The organism is Marinobacterium aestuariivivens, assembly GCF_042661465.1.
In the GTDB taxonomy this organism is placed as follows: domain Bacteria; phylum Pseudomonadota; class Gammaproteobacteria; order Pseudomonadales; family Balneatricaceae; genus Marinobacterium_A; species Marinobacterium_A aestuariivivens.
Genome location: NZ_JBHSWE010000001.1, coordinates 4,364,092 through 4,382,077, shown reverse-complemented (window position 1 = coordinate 4,382,077; position 17,986 = coordinate 4,364,092). Strand labels below are relative to the sequence as shown.

The window sequence follows — 17,986 nt, the reverse complement described above, 5'->3', positions numbered from 1 at the left end:
GTATCCTTGCGTGCCAAAGTCGTCCCTGTCATGGCCATAGCCCGAGCGAATGCTTGAATACAGCATAGGCACGGACAGCGCAGAGGGTAAAATCAAGCGAGCGATTCAATCGCCGATCAAGGTGAAGACGCAAGACAGAGAGCGAGACAGAGACCCGATGAACTGGCTATCCCGGCTGAACCACTACCGACAGGATAATCCGCTGGCGATGCGACTGGTCGCACTGATCCTGCTGTGCAGCTCGGCGATCACACTGACAGCCACCGCCCTGCAGCTCTACCTCGACTACCGCTACGACCTCTCCCGGATCGACAGCCGCATCGGACAGATCGAGGCCAGTTCGCTGCAGAGCCTGTCGAACAGCCTCTGGGTCATCGATCCGGTCCAGGTACAGCTCCAGCTCGACGGACTGAAACAACTGCCGGACGTCGACTACCTGCGCCTGGCAACCCGTTTCGACGAAACCTTCGAGGCGGGCACGGCCCCTGCCCCGGACAGCCGCCTGGTCACCCGCCACTACAGCCTCGAGCACCGGACGCCGGAGGGCCAGCTCTACCCTCTCGGCGACCTGCAGATCGTGATCAGTCTGGATGGCGTCTATCGGCGCCTGCGGGAACGGGTACTGGTGATCCTGGCATCCCAGGGCGTCAAGACCTTCCTGGTCTCGACCTTCATCCTCTACCTGTTCTGGTATCTGGTCACCCAGCACCTGAGCACCCTTGCGCGCTACGCCAGCACCCTGCACCTGGACAATCTCGACCGCCCCCTCGCGCTTGGGCGCGGCCCCGGCGCAGGCTGGACGAGCTCGGCAAGGTCGTGACCGCACTGGAGAACATGCGCTGCAATCTGCGCGAGTCGATCGTCCGCCGGGCGCGCGCGGAGTCCGAACTGGCCGATCTGAACCGCGAGCTCGAGGCTCGCGTCAGCCAGCGCACCCGTGAGCTCGAGCAGTCCAACGAGACACTGAACCGAACCCTCGAACGGCTCCGGGCCACCCAGGCACAGCTGATCGAATCGGAGAAGATGGCGGCCATCGGCGGACTGGTGGCCGGCGTCGCCCATGAAATCAGCACGCCGCTGGGCATCGGCTATACCGCGGCATCCTACCTGGAACAGGAGGCGCAGAAGCACGCCGCGATGGCGGACGGCGGTGATGGCGCGCGCGACTTTACCGCCAACGCGCTGGAAAGCAGCCAACTGATCCGCCAGAACCTGGAGCGGGCCGCACAGCTGATCAGGGCTTTCAAGCAGGTATCGGTGGACCAGTCCAGCGAGGAGCGCCGGCCGTTCAATCTGCACCAGTACCTGGAGGAAATTCTGCTGTCACTGCGCCCGCGCCTGCGCCAGCAGGCGCCGGAGATCAGCATCCTCTGCCCGTCCGACCTGACGCTGAACAGCTATCCCGGCGCCTTTTACCAGATCATGACCAACCTGGTGCTCAATTCGCTGATCCACGGATTCGACTCGCGGCCGGACGGCCGCATCCGGATCGAGGTCTCGCCGGCGCCTGACGCCCTGCTGCTGCGTTACAGCGACAATGGCAGCGGCATCGCCGCCGAGGTCAGGCACCGGCTGTTCCAGCCCTTCGTGACGACCCGGCGCCACCAGGGCTGCAGCGGCCTGGGCATGCATATCGTCTACAACCTGGTCACGCAACTGCTGCACGGCAGCATTCGCTGTCGCACGGACTGGCCGGAGGGCGCCTGCTTCGAGATCGAAATTCCGCTGCACGAAACCTGAGTGACTCAGAAGCCGGTCAGTCCGCGTTCGCGGTAATAACGCAGCGCCCCCGGGTGCAGCGGCACCGGGAAAGGCCCGCCAACCATTGTCAGCGGATCCAGATCACGGAACGCCGGGTGCAGCCGCCGGAAGCGGTCGAAATCCTCGAACAGCGACTGCACGATCGCATGGGCGATCTCGTCCGGCAGGTCGGCCCGGGCAAAGAAAGTGGCATGAACGCCGAAGGTGGCGATATCCCGGTTCTGCCCGGGATAGGTCCCGGCCCTGATGGTCATCGGCTCGTAGACGGGACTGGCCTGCAACAGGGCCTCACGCACCTCCCCTCGACCGGAATGATGCGCGCGTCGCAGCTGCGGGTGACCTCTTTCATCGCACCGCTGGGGTGCCCCAGCATATAGAGCATGACGTCGATCTCGCCGCTGCACAGCGCTTCCGCCTGCATCGCCGGATCCATCTCAAGAGCCGCCGCAAAGTGCTCCAGCCCGCGCCCCTGAAGGGCCAGCAAAAGCTCCAGCGTCGCACGCTGACCGGAGCCGACACGCCCGACGCTCACCCGCCGACCCAATACATCCTCGAAGCGATGGATATCCGATGAAGCCCTGACCACGACGGTGAAGAGCTCCGGATAGAGCGAGAAAAGCGAGCGCAGCGGCGGCGACGATGCGGGCATCCCGGCATCCGACCGGTGGCTGAAGCCATAGATCCAGTCGGCCTGGGCGATCCCCAGGTCCAGCTCTCCGGCCGCCACCGCCTCCAGGTTGTAGATGGAGCCGGCGGTGCTTTCGACCGAGCAGCGAAGACCGTGACGGCTGCGGTCCGCGTTTACCAGTCGACAGATGGCGCCGCCGGCAGGATAGTAGACACCGGTGACGCCGCCGGTCCCGAGGGTCACGAACTGCCGGGCCTGCGCACTGGATACGGCACCCGACAGCGCCAGAACCAGCGCCAGCCCGAGTACCAGGCGCACGCCCGGTGCAACGCGATGTAACAGCATAGACAGGATACCGGTTGCGAGAGGCCGGCACGGCCGGCAGGGACATTGATAGGTACGAAGGATAACCCGGCCATGCGGATCAGGACAGCCTGCCGGCCTCCGCCCGCTTGAGCAGGTTCAGGGTACTTTCGACCCAGCTGCCGCGATCGCCGCGAATCCAGAGTTCGGCCAGCAGCTCGCCGAAACGCTCGATCCAGTCCTGCGCCAGCGCAGCCTCCGTGGCCGGCAGCAACCATTCCGCGTGACAGAGCAGCGAATACTGCTCGGGCTCCAGACGCCGATGATCATAGAGCAACTGGGCGACAGCCCTCAGCTGGGCGGCCGTCGCCCGTCGGGCACTGAATCCCAGGGTACGAAACACCTGGCTCGGCACGCTGGTGCCGACCGTCAGCCGCGGCGCCGCGCCCGCCAGCAACAGGGGACTCATCCCCTTGCCCGCCAGCTGCGGCTCGGCCCAGGGCCTGATCCCCTTGAGGTTCCAGGCGCGACCGAACAGCTTCAGCAGATAACCGTAAAGATCACCGGAGGCGGCTGCGGCCGCCGGGTCTGGCCGGTCGCGGCCTCCATCTCCAGGGCAGTTCTGGCGAGTGCATAGGGACGGGCGAGACGGCAGAGGGACTCGACACGCGCGGCCTCGTCACAGAGCCACTCGAGCATGCGCGCCTCCGCCAGCCAAAGCTGACCGAGCATCAGGTCCGAATGCTCGAAGCGCGACCATTCGAGCCGCACCCCCACCGGAAACCGGATGTCAATGACTTCGGCGATGTCGAACTGCGCGAGGTCCCGCACCAGCACTTCGGCGTCGGCGACAAAGCGACCGTAGTCCGCCTCCAGCGCGTGCAGCCCGGCGGCAGGATTACGGATGATGTCGCCATAACCCTCAACGGGCCAGCGCTGCAGCAGCGCCTCTTCCAGAAGCGAAACGGCCCCGGCATCGCGCTCCACCGACAGTTCGGCGATGAGTTCCGAAGAGATGGCCGCCTGTTGCAGCATTTGCCCGAAACCCCGGTCGAGCCCCGTATCCGGCGAGACGTCGGCCGGCTGCGCCTGTGGCGAGGTATTTTTGCGCCGATCAGAATGCACTCTTCAACTCCATGCGGTCGCCGGGCGCCCGCCGGTAAAACGCCATTGTCACTGCGTTGCCTCCATGCTGCCTGCCGGTTCTTGGCAGATCGCCGACTTCGGACCCGGGCCGGCAGCCGCCATGCCGCGAGCCGCCGCTACCGGCCCGGTAAGTATAGACCGGGGTGCTTCATTTTCGCTTGCAGCCGATTGTATCCTCAGAAATGTCTCCAATCACAGACAAATTCACAGCCATAACCAATACTGATATCTTTACGCGATGGAACTCTCACGCGTCAACCTGAACCTTTTGCCCGCCCTCTATCAGCTGCTGCGCACCCGCAGTGTCAGCCAGGCGGCACGGGCACTCCATGTCACCCAGCCGGCCATGAGCCGCAGCCTGGCCCAGCTGCGCGAACTGCTGGGAGACCCACTGCTGGTCAGGGTTGGCAACGAGATGCAACTGACGCCAAGGGGCGAAGCACTGACCGGCCAGCTGCCGCCACTGCTGCTGCAGATAGAAAGCTTCCTGGTGCCGAGCCAGTTCGACCCCTCGCTGTTCACGGGCCGCTTCAATATCGCCATCACCGATTACATCTCCGAGCACATACTGCCCCCGCTGGTCGAGAGGCTCTACCGCTGCGCGCCCGGACTGCAGCTGCACTTCCACCTCTGGGAGCCGACGATGATCACGGAACTGCGCGAAGGCCGCCTGGATCTGGCGGCCTGCATCCTGGACGCGTTGTACGACGACATCCACGGCCGCGAAATAGGCCAGGACGATTACGCCTGTCTGCTGCGCGCCGGTCACCCGCTGCTGGCAAAAGAGGCTCTCGATCTCGACGACTACACGGCCGCGGATCATATCAGCATCAGCGGCGGCGGCGACAAGAACCGCCCGCTCGACAGCGCACTGGCGGCGCAGGGTCGACACCGCTCCATCCATATTACGGTACCCTTCTTCCACTCCGCACTGGCCTTCTGTGCCAGCAGCGACTGCCTGCTGACACTGCCGACGCACATGGCCCGCAACCTGCGCGAGCTGCACAACCTGGAGCAGCGGCCGCTACCGTTCGAGGTCCCGCGTGTCCAGTACTCCCTGATCTGGCATCAGCGCCAGCAGCACGATGCCGCCCATCGTTACCTGCGCAACCACTTCTACGACGTCCTCAAGGCCTCCCCTTCTCCCGGACAGGTCATAACCTTAGCTTATAACCTGCATCAGCATTCGGGATTGGGCCTCAAGCAATCGACACCCTAGACTGGCCCACAGATTCGTAGGATGGGTACAGCGATGCGCTGGCATCTACTTTAATGTTCCCCCGGGTGATATGGGCATCGCGAAACCCATCGTATCGATCGCATTCCCGATCGATTGGCCTCAGATGGCACCGATGTTGGGTTACGCGGCCACATGGCACCGAAGGACCCTGAAACGACGGCACATGACGCCGCTTCACCCAACCTACCCAACTTCACCCGAGAGCGGAGACCTCCAATGACGGAATGGCTACTGTTTGCCGGCATAACACTGCTGGGCGCGATGATTCCCGGCGCCAACATGGCGATCGTGCTGCGCAACACCCTGGGCGGCGGGATCCGAACCGGCTTTGTCACGGCCGCGGGACTTGCCACGGCGCTGCTGGTACACGCTTCGCTGTCGCTGGTCGGCATCGCCACGCTGATCAGCCAGTCGCCGGCGCTGTTCGGCCTGATCCGCTGGCTCGGCAGCGCCTACCTGCTCTATATGGGGGTCGTCTATCTGCTGAGCAGCCGCAATGGCCATGCCGACCCTGTCGACAAAATCGACAGCGGCCGGCGCCACGCCTTTTTCGCCGGCCTGATGATCAGCCTGTTCAACCCCAAGGTATTGCTCTTCTTCCTGGCGATGTTCTCGCAGGTACTGAAGCAGGACCACAGCTGGCCGATGCTGACACTCTACGGCCTGACACCGGTCACCGTGGAACTCTGCTGGCTCAGTCTGGTGGTGCTGGTACTGACGCGACCGGCGATCCAGGCCTGGCTGGCCCGCGTTCGTCACCGCATAGAAGGCGCCGTCGGCGTCACGCTGATGGCACTGGGGATCAAGGTCGGACTGGGCTGAGATTCGCCCGGGGGGACCGGGGGACCGGGCTCCCACATAGCCGCCCGACACTCCGTTTTGTGGGAGCTCGCTCTGCGAGCGAATTCAGACGCCCGATAAAGCAGCCGCCGCCTGACGCCGCGCGTCACGCTCGACGAGCTTTTGCAGCACCCGCGAGACCGCGACGAAACCGAAGGTTGCCGTGACGCAGACACCAGGGAGACCGACTGAAACCGCCGTCGACGGCAATGGCCGGGAGGATTCAGCCGCCCGATAAAGCAGCCGCTGCCTGACGCCGCGCGTCACGCTCGACGAGCTTTTGCAGCACCCGCGACACCGTGACGAAACCGAATGTCACCCTGACGCAGACACCAGGAGACCGACCGAATCCGCCGTCGACGGCAATGGCCGTGAGGATTCAGTCGCCCGAAAAAGTAGCCGTCACCTGACGCCGCGCGTCGCGCTCGACGAGCTTTTGCAGCACCCGCGACACCGCGACGAAGCCGAAGGTTACCCTGACGCAGACACCGGGGAGACCGACCGAAACCGCCGTCGACGGCAATGGCCGTGAGGATTCAGTCGCCCGATAAAGCAGCCGCCGCCTGACGCCGCGCGTCGCGCTCGACGAGTTTTTGCAGCACCCGCGACACCGCGACGAAACCGAAGGTTGCCGTGACGCAGACACCAGGAGACCGACCGAAACCGCCGTCGACGGCAATGGCCGTGAGGATTCAGTCGCCCGATAAAGCAGCCGTCACCTGACGCCGCGCGTCGCGCTCGACGAGCTTTTGCAGTACCCGCGACACCGCGACGAAACCGAATGTCGCCGTGACGCAGACACCAGGGAGACCGACCGAAACCGCCGTCGACGGCAATGGCCGTGAGGATTCAGTCGCCCGATAAAGCAGCCGTCACCTGACGCCGCGCGTCGCGCTCGACCAGCTTTTGCAGCACCCGCGACACCGCGACGAAACCGAAGGTTACCCTGACGCAGACACCGGGGCGACAGACCGAAACCGCCATCGACGGAAACGCCTTGGGATTCAGTCGCCCGATAAAGCAGCCGCCGCCTGACGCCGCGCGTCACGCTCGACGAGCTTTTGCAGCACCCGCGAGACCGCGACGAAACCGAATGTCGCCGTGACGCAGACACCAGGGAGACCGACCGAAACCGCCGTCGACGGCAATGGCCGTGAGGATTCAGTCGCCCGATAAAGCAGCCGTCACCTGACGCCGCGCGTCGCGCTCGACCAGCTTTTGCAGCACCCGCGACACCGCGACGAAACCGAAGGTTGCCGTGACGCAGACACCGGGGAGACCGACCGAAACCGCCGTCGACGGCAATGGCCGTGAGGATTCAGTCGCCCGATAAAGCAGCCGTCACCTGACGCCGCGCGTCGCGCTCGACGAGCTTTTGCAGTACCCGCGACACCGCGACGAAACCGAAGGTTACCCTGACGCAGACACCGGGGCGACAGACCGAAACCGCCATCGACGGAAACGCCTTGGGATTCAGTCGCCCGATAAAGCAGCCGCCGCCTGACGCCGCGCGTCACGCTCGACGAGCTTTTGCAGCACCCGCGAGACCGCGACGAAACCGAATGTCGCCGTGACGCAGACAGAGGCGCCGAAGCCGCCGTCGCAGTCCAGCCGCGTACCGCCATCACTCAGGGTTTTCTGCTGACAGACGCTGCCGTCAGGCTGAGGATAGACCAGTTGCTCGGTGGAATAGACGCAGTCGACACCGAACTTCTTCGACTTGCTGAAGCCGTAATGGCGCCGCAGGAAGGCACGCACCTTGGCGGCCAGCGGGTCCTGACTGGTGCGGCTGAGATCGGCGATCTGCACCCGCGTCGGATCGGTCTGGCCGCCGGCTCCACCCACGGTAATCAGCGGAATTTTCTGACGCCTGCAGTGGGCGATCAGCGCCGACTTTTCCCGCAGGCTGTCGATCGCATCGACGACATAATCGTATTCACGACTGATCAGCTCGGGGATATTGTCGCGGGTGATGAACTCCTCGACCGACTGCACCTTGCATTCGGGATTGATCGCCATTATCCGTTCGGCCATCACCTCGACCTTGGCACGGCCGATATTACCGCCAAGGGCATGAATCTGGCGATTGGTATTGGTCACGCAGATATCATCGAGGTCTATCAGGGTGATACGCCCGATCGCGGTGCGGGCCAGCGCTTCCGCCACCCAGGAACCGACGCCACCGATACCGATGACACAGACATGGCTACGGCGGTAAAGATCCACCGCATCGGCGCCGTACAGCCGCCGGCTGCCACCAAAGCGATTATCAAACGCGTCAGACAAGGGTTTGTCGTCCTCTCAGAAATCTTCGTCGGTCAGTTCGGTCAGCACCGGCTGACCGCAGCCCAGGCAACGGCCTTCGATATAGACGACCCCCTTGAGCTCGTACTCGACCGGATCGGACATGCCCAGATTCGCCTTCAGGCAGTTGTCGCACCAGGTCTGCTCGAGAAAGGCCTGCTGTTCCTGCCGGTCGCGGGCACCAAAGTCCCGCATCTTCCGTTCGTCTGTCATCTCTTTACTCTGCAATCTATTGTCCTGTCAGCGCGACTGCCCCTGTGGCGAATGAAGTCCCGGCACCGCGGGCCAGTCCAGCGCCCAGGGATCGCGCCAGAGCCCGAGCGCAGCGGCGAAGGCCTCGGTCCGAAAACGCTCGCCGATCGCTGGATCGCACCGGTAGCGGTAGCGCCTGCCGTTCAGCTCGAAGTCCAGCGCCCAGGCGTGGAGATAACCCCGATCCTCGATCCCCTCCAACCGCTCGTGATAAGCCGGGTCTCCGATGATGGGCGCACCCAGACTCTTGAGCGCCACCCGCAGCTGATGGGTCCGTCCGGTGAGCGGACGCAACAGGAAAAGCCGCTCATTGGCGCGCACCGAGACGCTTGAAAACTGCGTCAATGCCGGATTGACCAGGGTTTTCGTCAGCCGCCACCCGCCTCGGCGACTGCGGACCATATCGCCCCGCACCAGCCCCTGCTTGCGGTTAGGCTTGCGATCCGACAGTGCCAGATAAAACTTGTCCACCTGCCGTTCGCGAAACAGCGCCGCCAGCTGCGCGGCCGCCCTGGGATGGCGCGCAAAGAGTATCAGCCCCGAGGTCATACGATCGAGACGGTGCACCATGTGCAGCGACTCGCCGAAATCCGCCTCCAGCGCCATCGCCAGCCCGCCCTCCGCCTGATCCTTGTGGACCGAGACGCCCGGCGACTTGTCGATCAGCAAAAAATCCGGCTGTTGGTCGATCACCCGATACATGGCTGGTCCGTTCGTCCGATTGCGATTCCGACAAGACCCGCACTGCGCCCGGGCCCGCACAAAAGCATAGCAGCCGACGTCCGGCTACCAGCCCATCTCCTGCTTGACGAACGGGATGGTGATCTTGCGCTTGGCACTGAGGGAGGCACGATCGAGTCGCTCCAGCAGCTCGAACAGGTCACCCATGTCGCGACTGGCATGGTGCGTCAGGTAGCGCACGACTTCGGTCGAGAGCTGAAAACCGCGCGCCTGAGCCCGCAGCTGCAGTGCCCGCTCCTTGTCTTCGTCCGGCAGCGGATGCAGCTGGAATACCATGCCCCAGCTCAGCCGCGACAGCAGGTCCGGCAGGTTGAGTCCCAACTGGCGCGGCGCGCGATCGGCGGCGACCACCAGCCGGTTGTTCTGGGCGCGAATGCGGTTGAAGAAATGAAACAGCCCCTCTTCCCAGAGGCGATTGCCCGCGATCAGCTGGACACTGTCGATGCAGACCAGGTCGAGGTGCTCCATGCCCTCGAGAATGCCGGGCCCCAGATGGATCAGCTCCTCCAGGGGCAGATAGACGGCACTGCGTCGCACAGGCTCCGCCGAGTGACAGGCGGCCTGCAGCAGGTGGGTGCAACCCACGCCGGGCGCGCCCCACAGATAGAGCAGCAGCTCGCCCTGCCCCTGGGCGGCCTGCTGCAGCATCGCGCAAGCCAGGCCGTTGGCCCCGGTCAGGAAGTTCTCGAAACGTGCGTCGTCGCGTAACGAGACGCCCAGCGGGAGCTGGAAAGGTGCCGTGTTATTCATCCGCTTCTGTATTGCGCAATTCCACTTCGACACCCCGTGCCGAACCATACAGCGTGCTGCTCTTGTACCCTGGTGCAGATGACGCAATAGCACCATGATCACCGCCGCAACCGGCAACGCCAGCAGGATGCCGACGAAGCCGAACAGCTGTCCACCTGCCATGATCGCGAAAATCACCGCCACCGGATGCAGACCGATGCGATCCCCGACCATCAGCGGCGTCAGCACCATGCCTTCGAGCGCCTGACCGATACCGAACACCACGGCAACCCAGACCAGTATCATCGGATCCTGGAACTGGATGAAGGCTGCAATGCTGGCCACGAGGATGCCGATGATGAACCCCATGTAGGGGACGATACTGGCAAGGCCGGCCAGCATACCAATCAACAGCGCAATATCAAGCCCTACCAGCCAAAGACCGACGGCATAAATGAAGCCAAGCGCCAGCATCACCAGCAACTGCCCCTTGACGAAGGCGCCGAGCACCTCGTCGCACTCCCGCGCCCAGAGGGATACCCGGGGCTCGAGATAAAGCGGCAACAGCATGCGAATGCGCGCCATCATGATGTCCCAGTCGCGCAGCAGGTAGAACATCACCACCGGGATCAGCACAAGATTGGCGACCCAGGCCACCACCACCAGCCCCGAGCGGGTCAGACCGCCGGCAAGCCTTGCCATCAGGTTGCCGGTTTCCTGCCAGTTTCCCAGCACCAGCGTTTTCAGACTGCCGACATCCAGCGCCGCCAAGTCGACGCCCAGCAGCCCTTCCAACTGCGGCAACAGCCGCTGCTCGAACAGCTCGAGCATCACCGGAATTCGCTCGATCAGCACCTGAATCTGCCTTCCCAGCTGAGGCAGCAGCAGCAGCACCGAGACCGCCAGCAGCGTGGTCAGCAGTACAAAAACCGCCACCACCGCGCCGGTGCGGTTGAAATGACTGGCCTCGAGGCGGTCGACGACCGGGTCGAACAGATAGGCCAGCAGCGCCGCAACCAGAAAGGGCGAGAGGATCGGCGCCAGCAGATAGATCAACGCCCCCAGCACCAGCGTGCAGATCAGTAGAAACCAGCGTTGCGACTCGGTCATTCCCTTGCTCTCCCGGCACTGGGCCTGCTGTTTGGCCTGCTATTGTCCACGCCAGCGATACTGCAGCACGCCGGTTTCATCCATCTGACCGTAACCGATCAGGGGCACCGCCTCGAGACGGCTTTCCAGATCCAGAGACTGCTGCAGCCGCTGCACACTGGTGTCGAGCTGCAACCGCAGCTGCAGCCCGCCATGGGCGAAACGCTCGGGGAAGACCGCCGAGACGCCCTGAGTCTGACGCAGCAGACCGACCAGTTGCAGGTAGGCCTCCTGGTTCTCGACCCCCTCGACCTTAAGCACCAGCCCACGGGGACGGTAGCTGAAAGCCTGCCGCTCTGCTCCGCCGAACAGCCGGTCGGCGGCCCGGTCGACAACCGTCACCATCTGCGGCGCCAGCTCGCCTTCGGGCGTGACGGCCCGCTCGCCCGCCTTGTCGAACAGACGGAACTCGCTGCGCCAGGCGCCACCTGCGGACTCGAGGCGCCCCACCAGAATGGCGTCGGGCCGGTAGCGGCCTGAAGTACGACGCACCGCCTCCTCCGGCAGCGCCCAGAGCCGCTCCGGTGGCAACTGCTGCTGATCCTCCAGATCCAGCAGCGGCAATTGCAGGGGTAAACCGCGGCGCCGGGCCTGGGTTTCGAGCGCATTCAGTGCAGGGTGCCCGGGCGCCACATATTCCGACACCCCGTCCTCGACCACCACCAGCCACAGCAGCAGCGCCGGGCGTTGCGCCCCCGGACCGCGGATGCCGGCCTCTTCGAGCAACCCATCCAGCAGCATCTGGTCGTAATGCAGTTCGAGGGTCGCACCGTCCGCCAGCGGGCGGTAGCGATACTGACTCAGCAGCATCGGCGCCTGCTCGATGACCGAGGCGTAGCCCGGCAGAGCCGCCGGGTCCCGCTGCCCGCTGAGCTTGACCAGAACCTGGGCAAGCCCCGGGCCGTCTGCTCCGGCGACGGCGCCTGGTCCAGCTGCTGCACCTCCAGCTCGGCACTGTACAGCCCCGACACCGTCAGCGCCGGTACCGGCAACGTCCAGAGCATCGCGACGAACGGCAGCAGTCGAAGCAACCTTTTGATAATCATGGAGAAATCCCTAGCACTCCGGAGGCGGACAGGCTTCCGCCCAAACTCTAACATACAATAGCCGCCCCACGAGCAACCTGATAGAATACCGCCTTGTTTTTCGCCCCATTCAGTTGCTTAAAGGTTACCTGATACATGTCTACCGGTTCCGACAAAACATCACTGAGCTACAAAGACGCTGGTGTCGACATCGACGCGGGCAATGCCCTGGTCGATCGCATCAAGGGAGTCGCCAAGCGCACGGCACGCCCTGAAGTCCTCGGCGGACTCGGCGGTTTTGGCGCCCTGTGCGAAATCCCGGCCGGCTACCGCCAGCCCGTGCTGGTATCCGGTACCGATGGCGTCGGAACCAAGCTGCGCCTGGCCATGGACCTGAAAAAGCACGACAGCATCGGCATCGACCTGGTCGGCATGTGCGTCAACGACCTGGTGGTGGCCGGCGCCGAACCGCTGTTCTTCCTCGACTACTACGCCACCGGCAAACTGAATGTGGACACCGCCGCCGACGTCGTGACCGGCATCGGCCGTGGCTGCGAACTGGCCGGTGCGGCGCTGGTCGGCGGCGAAACCGCCGAGATGCCGGGCATGTACGAAGGCGAAGACTACGACCTGGCCGGCTTCTGTGTCGGCGTGGTCGAAAAGGACGAGATCATCGACGGCAGCCGCGTGCAGGCCGGCGACAGCCTGATCGCACTCGCCTCCTCGGGGCCCCACTCCAACGGCTATTCACTGATCCGCAAGATCATCGAGGTCAGCCAGGCCGACCTGCAGCAGCCGATGGGCGATGCCACCCTGGCCGACGCCCTGATGGCGCCGACCCGCATCTACGTCAAACCACTGCTTCAGCTGATCAGACAGAGCCAGGTCAATGCCCTGTCCCATATCACCGGCGGCGGCCTGCTGGAAAACATCCCCCGCGTGCTGCCGAAGTCCGCCAAGGCGGTGATCAATACCGCTTCCTGGGAACTACCGCCGGTATTCCAGTGGCTGCAGCGAGAGGGCAACGTCGAAGCCCGCGAGATGTATCGCACCTTCAACTGCGGCGTCGGCATGGTCATCGCCGTTCCGGCCGAGCGCACCGACGAGGCGCTGAAGCTGCTGGGCGAAGCCGGCGAACGGGCCTGGGTGATCGGCCAGATCGAGCACGCCGGTGACGGCGAGGAGCAGGTCGAGCTGCGCGGCCCGGGGGCCTGAGCATGGCCACCAAGCGGATCGTCGTGCTGATTTCCGGCAGCGGCAGTAATCTGCAGGCGTTGATCGATGCGACCGCCAGTGGTCGCATCGACGGGCGCATCGTCGCCGTGATCAGCAACAGGCCCGGCGTGCTGGGTCTGGAACGCGCGCAAAAGGCCGGCATCAGGGCCGAACTGCTCGACCACAAGGCATTCGACTCCCGCGAAGCCTTCGACAGCGCACTGCAGGCGCTGATCGACAGTCACGAGCCGGACCTGGTGGTCCTGGCCGGCTTCATGCGCATCCTGACGACCGAGTTCGTCAGCCACTACCTCGGCCGGATGTTCAATATCCATCCGTCCCTGTTGCCCCGCTACAAGGGCCTGAACACCCATCAGCGGGCCCTCGAGGCCGGGGACACCGAGCACGGCTGCACCGTGCACTTCGTGACGCCTGAGCTCGATGGCGGCCCGCTGGTCGTACAGGCGGTCGTACCGGTGGCAACGGACGACGACGCCAGCCGTCTGCAGCAGCGGGTGCACGAGTGCGAGCACCGGATCTACCCGCTGGCCGTCGAATGGTTCTGCGCCGACCGCCTGCAGCTGTTGCAGGAGGGCGTGACGCTGGACGGCGCCCTGCTGCCGCCGACCGGTTACCGCCTGGACGCCTGAGCCGGTCAGGGCGCGGCTTCGAACGCCGGCCCCGACCTCACAGTCAGGCACCGTTCATGCGACGGCGATAAGATGACTGCAGCGCCGGCTCCGCAACGATCAGGGTCAGGGCCCGGCTTCAAGCCACGGAGAAATTATGTACCGCTGGATCAGACAGCTACTCTGCTGCGGCCTGACAATCGGCTGCAGCCTCGGCGCCCAGGCGCTGACCGCCACCGAGCTCAAGCCCTTCAGGGCGCTCTACGCCTCCAAGCTGGATATCGGCATACCGCTGGAGGTCGAGGCGGTCCGCGAGTTGCGCCAATCCCCCGACGGTCACTGGGTGATGACCAGCACCGCCGACGCCGGCGTAGCCGGTGTCCGGGAAAGCAGCCGCTTTCAGCTCGACAGTAACCGTATCGTGCCCCAGGAGTATCAGTACCACCGCAAGGTGCTGGGCAAATCCCGGGATGCCGTGCTGAGCTTCGACTGGGCCCGCGCCCGGGTCACCAACGATGTCGATGACAAGCCATGGCAGATGGAGATCCCGACCGGCACCCTCGACAAGCTGTCGTACCAGATGCAGCTGCGGCTGGACCTGCCCGACGGGCCGCGCACGCTCAACTATGCCGTTGCCGATGGCGGCAGCCTCAAGGAATACGCCTTCGAGGTACTGGGCAGCGAAAGGGTCAGCACCCCGGCCGGCGACTTCGATGCCATCAAGGTGCAGCGCGACCGCGGCGACGATGCCAAGCGCGAAACCTACATCTGGTTCGCCCCCGAACTCGACTACATGATCGTCAAGCTCTACCAGATCGAGAGCGACGGCAAGGAAGTGCAACTGCTACTGAAAAAGGTGGAGACCCCATGACCGATTACAGCGACCGCCTGCACCAGTTCCTGCTCGACCAGGAGCAGACCACCGAAGACGGCGACCGGCTGTTCTACTGCAGCTACCTGCTGGGCCACCTGAGCCTGGCGGCGGCGGCCGACCCGGCCTCGGCCGAGCAGCTCGAAGGGGTGTCAACGACAGTCTCGACAACGCCTTCGCCGTCGACCGACTGAGCGATGCTGACAAGGCCGGTATCGCCGCCCTCTGGCGAGAAGCCCAGGAAGCCAGCGGCACGTAACAGGCTGGGTAGAGCGCCACAGGCGCGAAACCCAACACCAGAGCGGCAAGATTCACAGGCACCACTTGCCGCTTGCCGCTAGAGGCTTCCTCTAAGCACCCAGTCGCCGTAGCGGATCCTGCCGGTAGAACAGGCGCAGTTGCTGATAGATATCGGGATAGCAGGCCAGGAGCACTGCCGGCGTCTCGAAAAAGGCCTCGCTGAAGACGGCAAGGCACTCGGCGGGACTTTCGGCGGCATAGGGGTCGATCGCCGTCTCCTCGCCTCGATTCACACGATCGGACATATCCGCGTAGGCCACCTCGAACGCCCGCGCCCAGTCGGCCACCCGCATCTCCGGATGCAGGGGCGGCAGACCATTGGCGTCACCGTTGAGCATGTCCAGCTTGTGTACGAACTCGTGGATGACCAGGTTGGTACCATCGCAGGCACACGCGGCCATGACATCCTCGGCCGACAGAATCACCGGCCCCCGCTCCCAGGCCTCGCCGGAGAGCTCCGCCACCACCTCGTGCACGACACCGGCCTCGTCCTGATACTCGTGCCGCGCCACGAAGCCGCCGGGATACACCAGCACCGTCTGAAATTCACGGTAATAATCGATATCGAGTGCCAGTAGCGGCAGACAGGCCAGCGCGGCGATACGCAGACGCATCACCTCGGTGACCTCAAGCCCCTGCACGCCGACAATCGCCTTCTCGTGCAGAAACAGCCAGGCCAGCTCTGCCAGGCGCCTGCGCTCATCCGCATCCAGGCCGCTCAGCACCGGCAGATCCGACAAGGTCCGCTGCCAGCCGCGCGCGGGCAAGTTGATTCTTTGCAGCAATCGTTGTCGTCGCCAGCCGGCCAGGCTCCACATCCCCCGAGCTCCCATTGCAGTTTTTAGCGGGCATTGTAACCGCTAAACGGCCCGCTACCAGAGCGGCGGACTCATGCTGTCGACGTAGCTGGCGAACATCAGGTTGAAGCTGACACTGACGCGCTCGATGTCGCCTCGATTCGGATCGACCGAATGCTGCAGCCAGGACGGGAATAACAGCAGCATGCCCTCCTCCACGCGCAACACCACCTGATCGGTATTGCCAGCGGCCAGTTCCGTGACCGGCGGCTTGATAACGCCGGCCTGAACCCGCGGATCGTGGAAATTGATGGTATCGGCCCCTTCGCCGGTACGTACGTAATAAACGCCACTGAGGAAATTGTTGGGGTGACTGTGCATCCGGTGCCCGGCGCCCCTGGCATTCAGGTTCAACCAGCAACCGGTCACCCGCAAATCATCCTGACCGATCCGAAGAGCCCTGAGCATATCTTTGGCTGCGATATCCAGCACCTGCAGCAACGGCTGCAACGCTGTCGCGTCCTGCATCCGGTTTCCGGACTGCCAGCTCTCGCCGGCCGTCAGCGACGGCAATGTCCGGCGCAGCTCCTGCATCTGCTCCAGAATAAGGCGATTGATCATCCGAACGAGATCCGCCTGCAAACGCGACTCCCAGATAAGAGTGGGGAACAGCGAATACCGGGTGGATTGCATAATTTCGGACGCAGCCATAGCAAGCTCCTCTATGGGCCCCGTCGGCCCGCCGGGAGGATACCCCCATTATAGCGCCCGATTTTGATACATCCGGAGCACACTGCGCCGCCAGGCTTTAATACTCAGTATTTCACCCTTCTAAAGGTCGACCGGCTTTTCCAGCTCGCCGATCGCCTCTGCAATACTGTCGAGCCGGGCCTGCAGAACCGTCTGCGCATCTTCGAGTCCACGGTTGTAAAAACAGCCACCGATCTCGCCGGCAAAAAAATCCAGCAGAAACTCGGCATCGAACTGGCCGATCTCCTGCTCCAGCTCTTCCTGGAAATAACGCCGAATCCGCGCTACGACCGCAGCCTTCTGCTCACTCGAGAATTTGATATCCGCCATTGCATGGACTCCCGCACGCTCCGTTGCACGCCAAGCATACATCGTGCTCCACCGCTTCTGCTACCAGACCGGAACAGGTTAAGATGTGACTTTCGCCAACCGGACAGGAATCAGCACCATCATGTATGTAGCCATGAACCGCTTTCGCATCGCCAAAGGCAGGGAAGAGGCCTTTATCGAGATCTGGAAAAACCGCGACAGTCACCTGGAGGGCGTACCCGGCTTTCGCAGCTTCAATCTGCTGCAGGGTCCGAGCAACGAGGAGTTCACGCTTTTTGCATCCCACAGCCTGTGGGATTCCGAGGAAGCCTTCGTCAACTGGACCCGCTCCGAGGCTTTCCGCAAGGCCCACGCCAACGCCAAGCCGGCCACCGACATCTATCTCGGCCCGCCGCAGTTCGAGGGCTTCAACGCAGTATTGTGATGGCGTTGCGATTCGGGCCTCTACGGAGGCTCATTGAAAATAGTAAGGCGTAAGGCGTAAGCAAGCTACGTACTGACCGCTGCTGCCGTCAACTTGCCGCTGTAAACTTGAAGCTTTCTTAAGAAGTGGTGGAGCCTGGGGGATCGAACCCCCGACCTCGACGCTGCCAGCGTCGCGCTCTCCCAGCTGAGCTAAGGCCCCACATTGATGCTCGCGGATGCGAGACTTGAAATGGCGTCCCATAGGGGGTTCGAACCCCTGTTACCGCCGTGAAAGGGCGGTGTCCTAGGCCACTAGACGAATGGGACGCTTAGGACTGTCTTCTGTCTTGGTGGAGCCTGGGGGGATCGAACCCCCGACCTCGACGCTGCCAGCGTCGCGCTCTCCCAGCTGAGCTAAGGCCCCCCTGCAGAAGACGAGGCGTATATTAATGATCGCCCCCCGAGGTGTCAACCACCTTTTTCACAAAAACTTAAAAAAACTTCTTTTAATTTCAACTGGTTAAAGAACAGACAGCCCGTAAGGCGGCTGAAGCCGCCATGGGTGGATTTT

General features: G+C 63.7%; 24 protein-coding genes, 3 tRNA genes and 2 pseudogenes. 9 read left to right on the top strand and 20 right to left on the bottom strand.

Annotated features, from left to right (window positions below):
- The first annotated feature begins 157 nt into the window (after positions 1–157).
- Both ACFQDL_RS22950 and ACFQDL_RS22945 read left to right on the top strand, forming a co-directional pair.
- Positions 158–820, top strand: coding sequence for a hypothetical protein (locus ACFQDL_RS22950; protein WP_379911038.1), 663 nt, complete (start codon positions 158–160; stop codon positions 818–820).
- Entirely contained in the window at positions 817–1,740 is a 924-nt protein-coding gene (locus ACFQDL_RS22945; RefSeq protein WP_379911037.1) for a sensor histidine kinase, read from the top strand. Before ACFQDL_RS22950 ends, ACFQDL_RS22945 begins: the two co-directional genes overlap by 4 nt.
- A gap of 5 nt (positions 1,741–1,745) precedes the next feature.
- Here the strand turns inward: ACFQDL_RS22945 and ACFQDL_RS22940 are convergent.
- From ACFQDL_RS22940 to ACFQDL_RS22930, 3 genes and pseudogenes are all read right to left on the bottom strand, one after another.
- Positions 1,746–2,734: pseudogene (locus ACFQDL_RS22940) on the bottom strand (TAXI family TRAP transporter solute-binding subunit).
- Between the two features lie 79 nt (positions 2,735–2,813).
- On the bottom strand, positions 2,814–3,161 hold the full coding sequence (locus ACFQDL_RS22935) for a hypothetical protein (protein WP_379911036.1): 348 nt from the start codon (positions 3,159–3,161) through the stop codon (positions 2,814–2,816).
- A gap of 71 nt (positions 3,162–3,232) precedes the next feature.
- On the bottom strand, positions 3,233–3,817 hold the full coding sequence (locus tag ACFQDL_RS22930; RefSeq protein ID WP_379911035.1) for a hypothetical protein: 585 nt from the start codon (positions 3,815–3,817) through the stop codon (positions 3,233–3,235).
- Positions 3,818–4,076: 259 nt separating this feature from the next.
- Here ACFQDL_RS22930 and ACFQDL_RS22925 point away from each other — a divergent pair, with 259 nt between their 5' ends.
- Positions 4,077–5,057 (top strand): LysR family transcriptional regulator, encoded by a 981-nt coding sequence (locus ACFQDL_RS22925; protein ID WP_379911034.1) that lies wholly within the window; start codon positions 4,077–4,079, stop codon positions 5,055–5,057.
- Positions 5,058–5,294: 237 nt separating this feature from the next.
- On the top strand, positions 5,295–5,900 hold the full coding sequence (locus tag ACFQDL_RS22920) for a LysE family translocator (RefSeq protein WP_379911033.1): 606 nt from the start codon (positions 5,295–5,297) through the stop codon (positions 5,898–5,900).
- A gap of 84 nt (positions 5,901–5,984) precedes the next feature.
- On the opposite strand, the gene ACFQDL_RS22915 is transcribed toward ACFQDL_RS22920, so the two are convergent.
- The 11 genes and pseudogenes from ACFQDL_RS22915 to ACFQDL_RS22865 form a co-directional block, all read right to left on the bottom strand.
- Entirely contained in the window at positions 5,985–6,185 is a 201-nt protein-coding gene (locus tag ACFQDL_RS22915; RefSeq protein ID WP_379911032.1) for a hypothetical protein, read from the bottom strand.
- Positions 6,186–6,767: 582 nt separating this feature from the next.
- The gene (locus ACFQDL_RS22910) at positions 6,768–6,902 is read right to left on the bottom strand and encodes a hypothetical protein (RefSeq protein WP_379911030.1); all 135 of its coding nucleotides are present in this window, start codon (positions 6,900–6,902) and stop codon (positions 6,768–6,770) included.
- Between the two features lie 177 nt (positions 6,903–7,079).
- Positions 7,080–7,223 (bottom strand): hypothetical protein, encoded by a 144-nt coding sequence (locus tag ACFQDL_RS22905; protein WP_379911031.1) that lies wholly within the window; start codon positions 7,221–7,223, stop codon positions 7,080–7,082.
- Between the two features lie 13 nt (positions 7,224–7,236).
- Positions 7,237–7,371, bottom strand: coding sequence for a hypothetical protein (locus tag ACFQDL_RS22900; RefSeq protein WP_379911030.1), 135 nt, complete (start codon positions 7,369–7,371; stop codon positions 7,237–7,239).
- A 20-nt stretch (positions 7,372–7,391) separates the two neighbouring features.
- Positions 7,392–8,204, bottom strand: a complete 813-nt coding sequence (gene tcdA / locus ACFQDL_RS22895; protein ID WP_379911029.1) for a tRNA cyclic N6-threonylcarbamoyladenosine(37) synthase TcdA — start codon at positions 8,202–8,204, stop codon at positions 7,392–7,394.
- Positions 8,205–8,219: 15 nt separating this feature from the next.
- On the bottom strand, positions 8,220–8,435 hold the full coding sequence (locus ACFQDL_RS22890) for a hypothetical protein (protein WP_379911028.1): 216 nt from the start codon (positions 8,433–8,435) through the stop codon (positions 8,220–8,222).
- 27 nt (positions 8,436–8,462) lie between these two features.
- Positions 8,463–9,176 carry a TIGR01621 family pseudouridine synthase gene (locus ACFQDL_RS22885; RefSeq protein WP_379911027.1) on the bottom strand — a complete coding sequence of 238 codons (714 nt, stop codon included), beginning with the start codon at positions 9,174–9,176 and terminating at the stop codon, positions 8,463–8,465.
- Between the two features lie 84 nt (positions 9,177–9,260).
- On the bottom strand, positions 9,261–9,965 hold the full coding sequence (hda, locus tag ACFQDL_RS22880; RefSeq protein ID WP_379913271.1) for a DnaA regulatory inactivator Hda: 705 nt from the start codon (positions 9,963–9,965) through the stop codon (positions 9,261–9,263).
- A gap of 138 nt (positions 9,966–10,103) precedes the next feature.
- Positions 10,104–11,054: pseudogene (locus ACFQDL_RS22875) on the bottom strand (AI-2E family transporter); the annotation flags it as partial.
- Between the two features lie 39 nt (positions 11,055–11,093).
- A complete protein-coding gene (locus tag ACFQDL_RS22870) occupies positions 11,094–11,939 on the bottom strand; it encodes a DUF2066 domain-containing protein (RefSeq protein ID WP_379913269.1) in 846 nt (281 codons plus the stop codon).
- On the bottom strand, positions 11,894–12,139 hold the full coding sequence (locus ACFQDL_RS22865; protein ID WP_379911026.1) for a hypothetical protein: 246 nt from the start codon (positions 12,137–12,139) through the stop codon (positions 11,894–11,896). Before ACFQDL_RS22865 ends, ACFQDL_RS22870 begins: the two co-directional genes overlap by 46 nt.
- A gap of 135 nt (positions 12,140–12,274) precedes the next feature.
- Between ACFQDL_RS22865 and purM the strand changes: the two genes are divergently transcribed.
- From purM to ACFQDL_RS22845, 4 genes are all read left to right on the top strand, one after another.
- Positions 12,275–13,333 (top strand): phosphoribosylformylglycinamidine cyclo-ligase, encoded by a 1,059-nt coding sequence (gene purM, locus ACFQDL_RS22860; protein ID WP_379911025.1) that lies wholly within the window; start codon positions 12,275–12,277, stop codon positions 13,331–13,333.
- Between the two features lie 2 nt (positions 13,334–13,335).
- Complete coding sequence (gene purN / locus ACFQDL_RS22855) at positions 13,336–13,983, top strand: phosphoribosylglycinamide formyltransferase (RefSeq protein ID WP_379911024.1); 648 nt, start codon at positions 13,336–13,338, stop codon at positions 13,981–13,983.
- Positions 13,984–14,119: 136 nt separating this feature from the next.
- Positions 14,120–14,833, top strand: coding sequence for a DUF3108 domain-containing protein (locus tag ACFQDL_RS22850; RefSeq protein WP_379911023.1), 714 nt, complete (start codon positions 14,120–14,122; stop codon positions 14,831–14,833).
- Positions 14,830–15,027 carry a YfcL family protein gene (locus tag ACFQDL_RS22845; RefSeq protein ID WP_379911022.1) on the top strand — a complete coding sequence of 66 codons (198 nt, stop codon included), beginning with the start codon at positions 14,830–14,832 and terminating at the stop codon, positions 15,025–15,027. Before ACFQDL_RS22850 ends, ACFQDL_RS22845 begins: the two co-directional genes overlap by 4 nt.
- Before the next feature lie 156 nt (positions 15,028–15,183).
- Here ACFQDL_RS22845 and ACFQDL_RS22840 read toward each other — a convergent pair whose 3' ends face one another.
- The 3 genes from ACFQDL_RS22840 to ACFQDL_RS22830 all read right to left on the bottom strand — a co-directional run bounded on the left by ACFQDL_RS22840 (position 15,184) and on the right by ACFQDL_RS22830 (position 17,010).
- Positions 15,184–15,951: a M90 family metallopeptidase gene (locus tag ACFQDL_RS22840; protein WP_379911021.1), complete on the bottom strand. Its 768-nt coding sequence runs from the start codon at positions 15,949–15,951 to the stop codon at positions 15,184–15,186.
- A gap of 54 nt (positions 15,952–16,005) precedes the next feature.
- Positions 16,006–16,623, bottom strand: a complete 618-nt coding sequence (locus tag ACFQDL_RS22835; protein WP_379913267.1) for a 2OG-Fe(II) oxygenase family protein — start codon at positions 16,621–16,623, stop codon at positions 16,006–16,008.
- A 138-nt stretch (positions 16,624–16,761) separates the two neighbouring features.
- Complete coding sequence (locus tag ACFQDL_RS22830) at positions 16,762–17,010, bottom strand: DUF2164 domain-containing protein (RefSeq protein ID WP_379911020.1); 249 nt, start codon at positions 17,008–17,010, stop codon at positions 16,762–16,764.
- Between the two features lie 121 nt (positions 17,011–17,131).
- On the opposite strand from ACFQDL_RS22830, the gene hmuQ reads away from it, so the two are divergent.
- On the top strand, positions 17,132–17,434 hold the full coding sequence (gene hmuQ, locus ACFQDL_RS22825; protein WP_379911019.1) for an antibiotic biosynthesis monooxygenase family protein: 303 nt from the start codon (positions 17,132–17,134) through the stop codon (positions 17,432–17,434).
- A 126-nt stretch (positions 17,435–17,560) separates the two neighbouring features.
- Here the strand turns inward: hmuQ and ACFQDL_RS22820 are convergent.
- The 3 genes from ACFQDL_RS22820 to ACFQDL_RS22810 form a co-directional block, all read right to left on the bottom strand.
- A tRNA-Ala gene (locus ACFQDL_RS22820) sits at positions 17,561–17,635 on the bottom strand.
- A 31-nt stretch (positions 17,636–17,666) separates the two neighbouring features.
- Positions 17,667–17,742: transfer RNA gene (locus ACFQDL_RS22815), tRNA-Glu, on the bottom strand.
- A 21-nt stretch (positions 17,743–17,763) separates the two neighbouring features.
- Positions 17,764–17,839: transfer RNA gene (locus ACFQDL_RS22810), tRNA-Ala, on the bottom strand.
- Positions 17,840–17,986 lie beyond the last annotated feature (147 nt).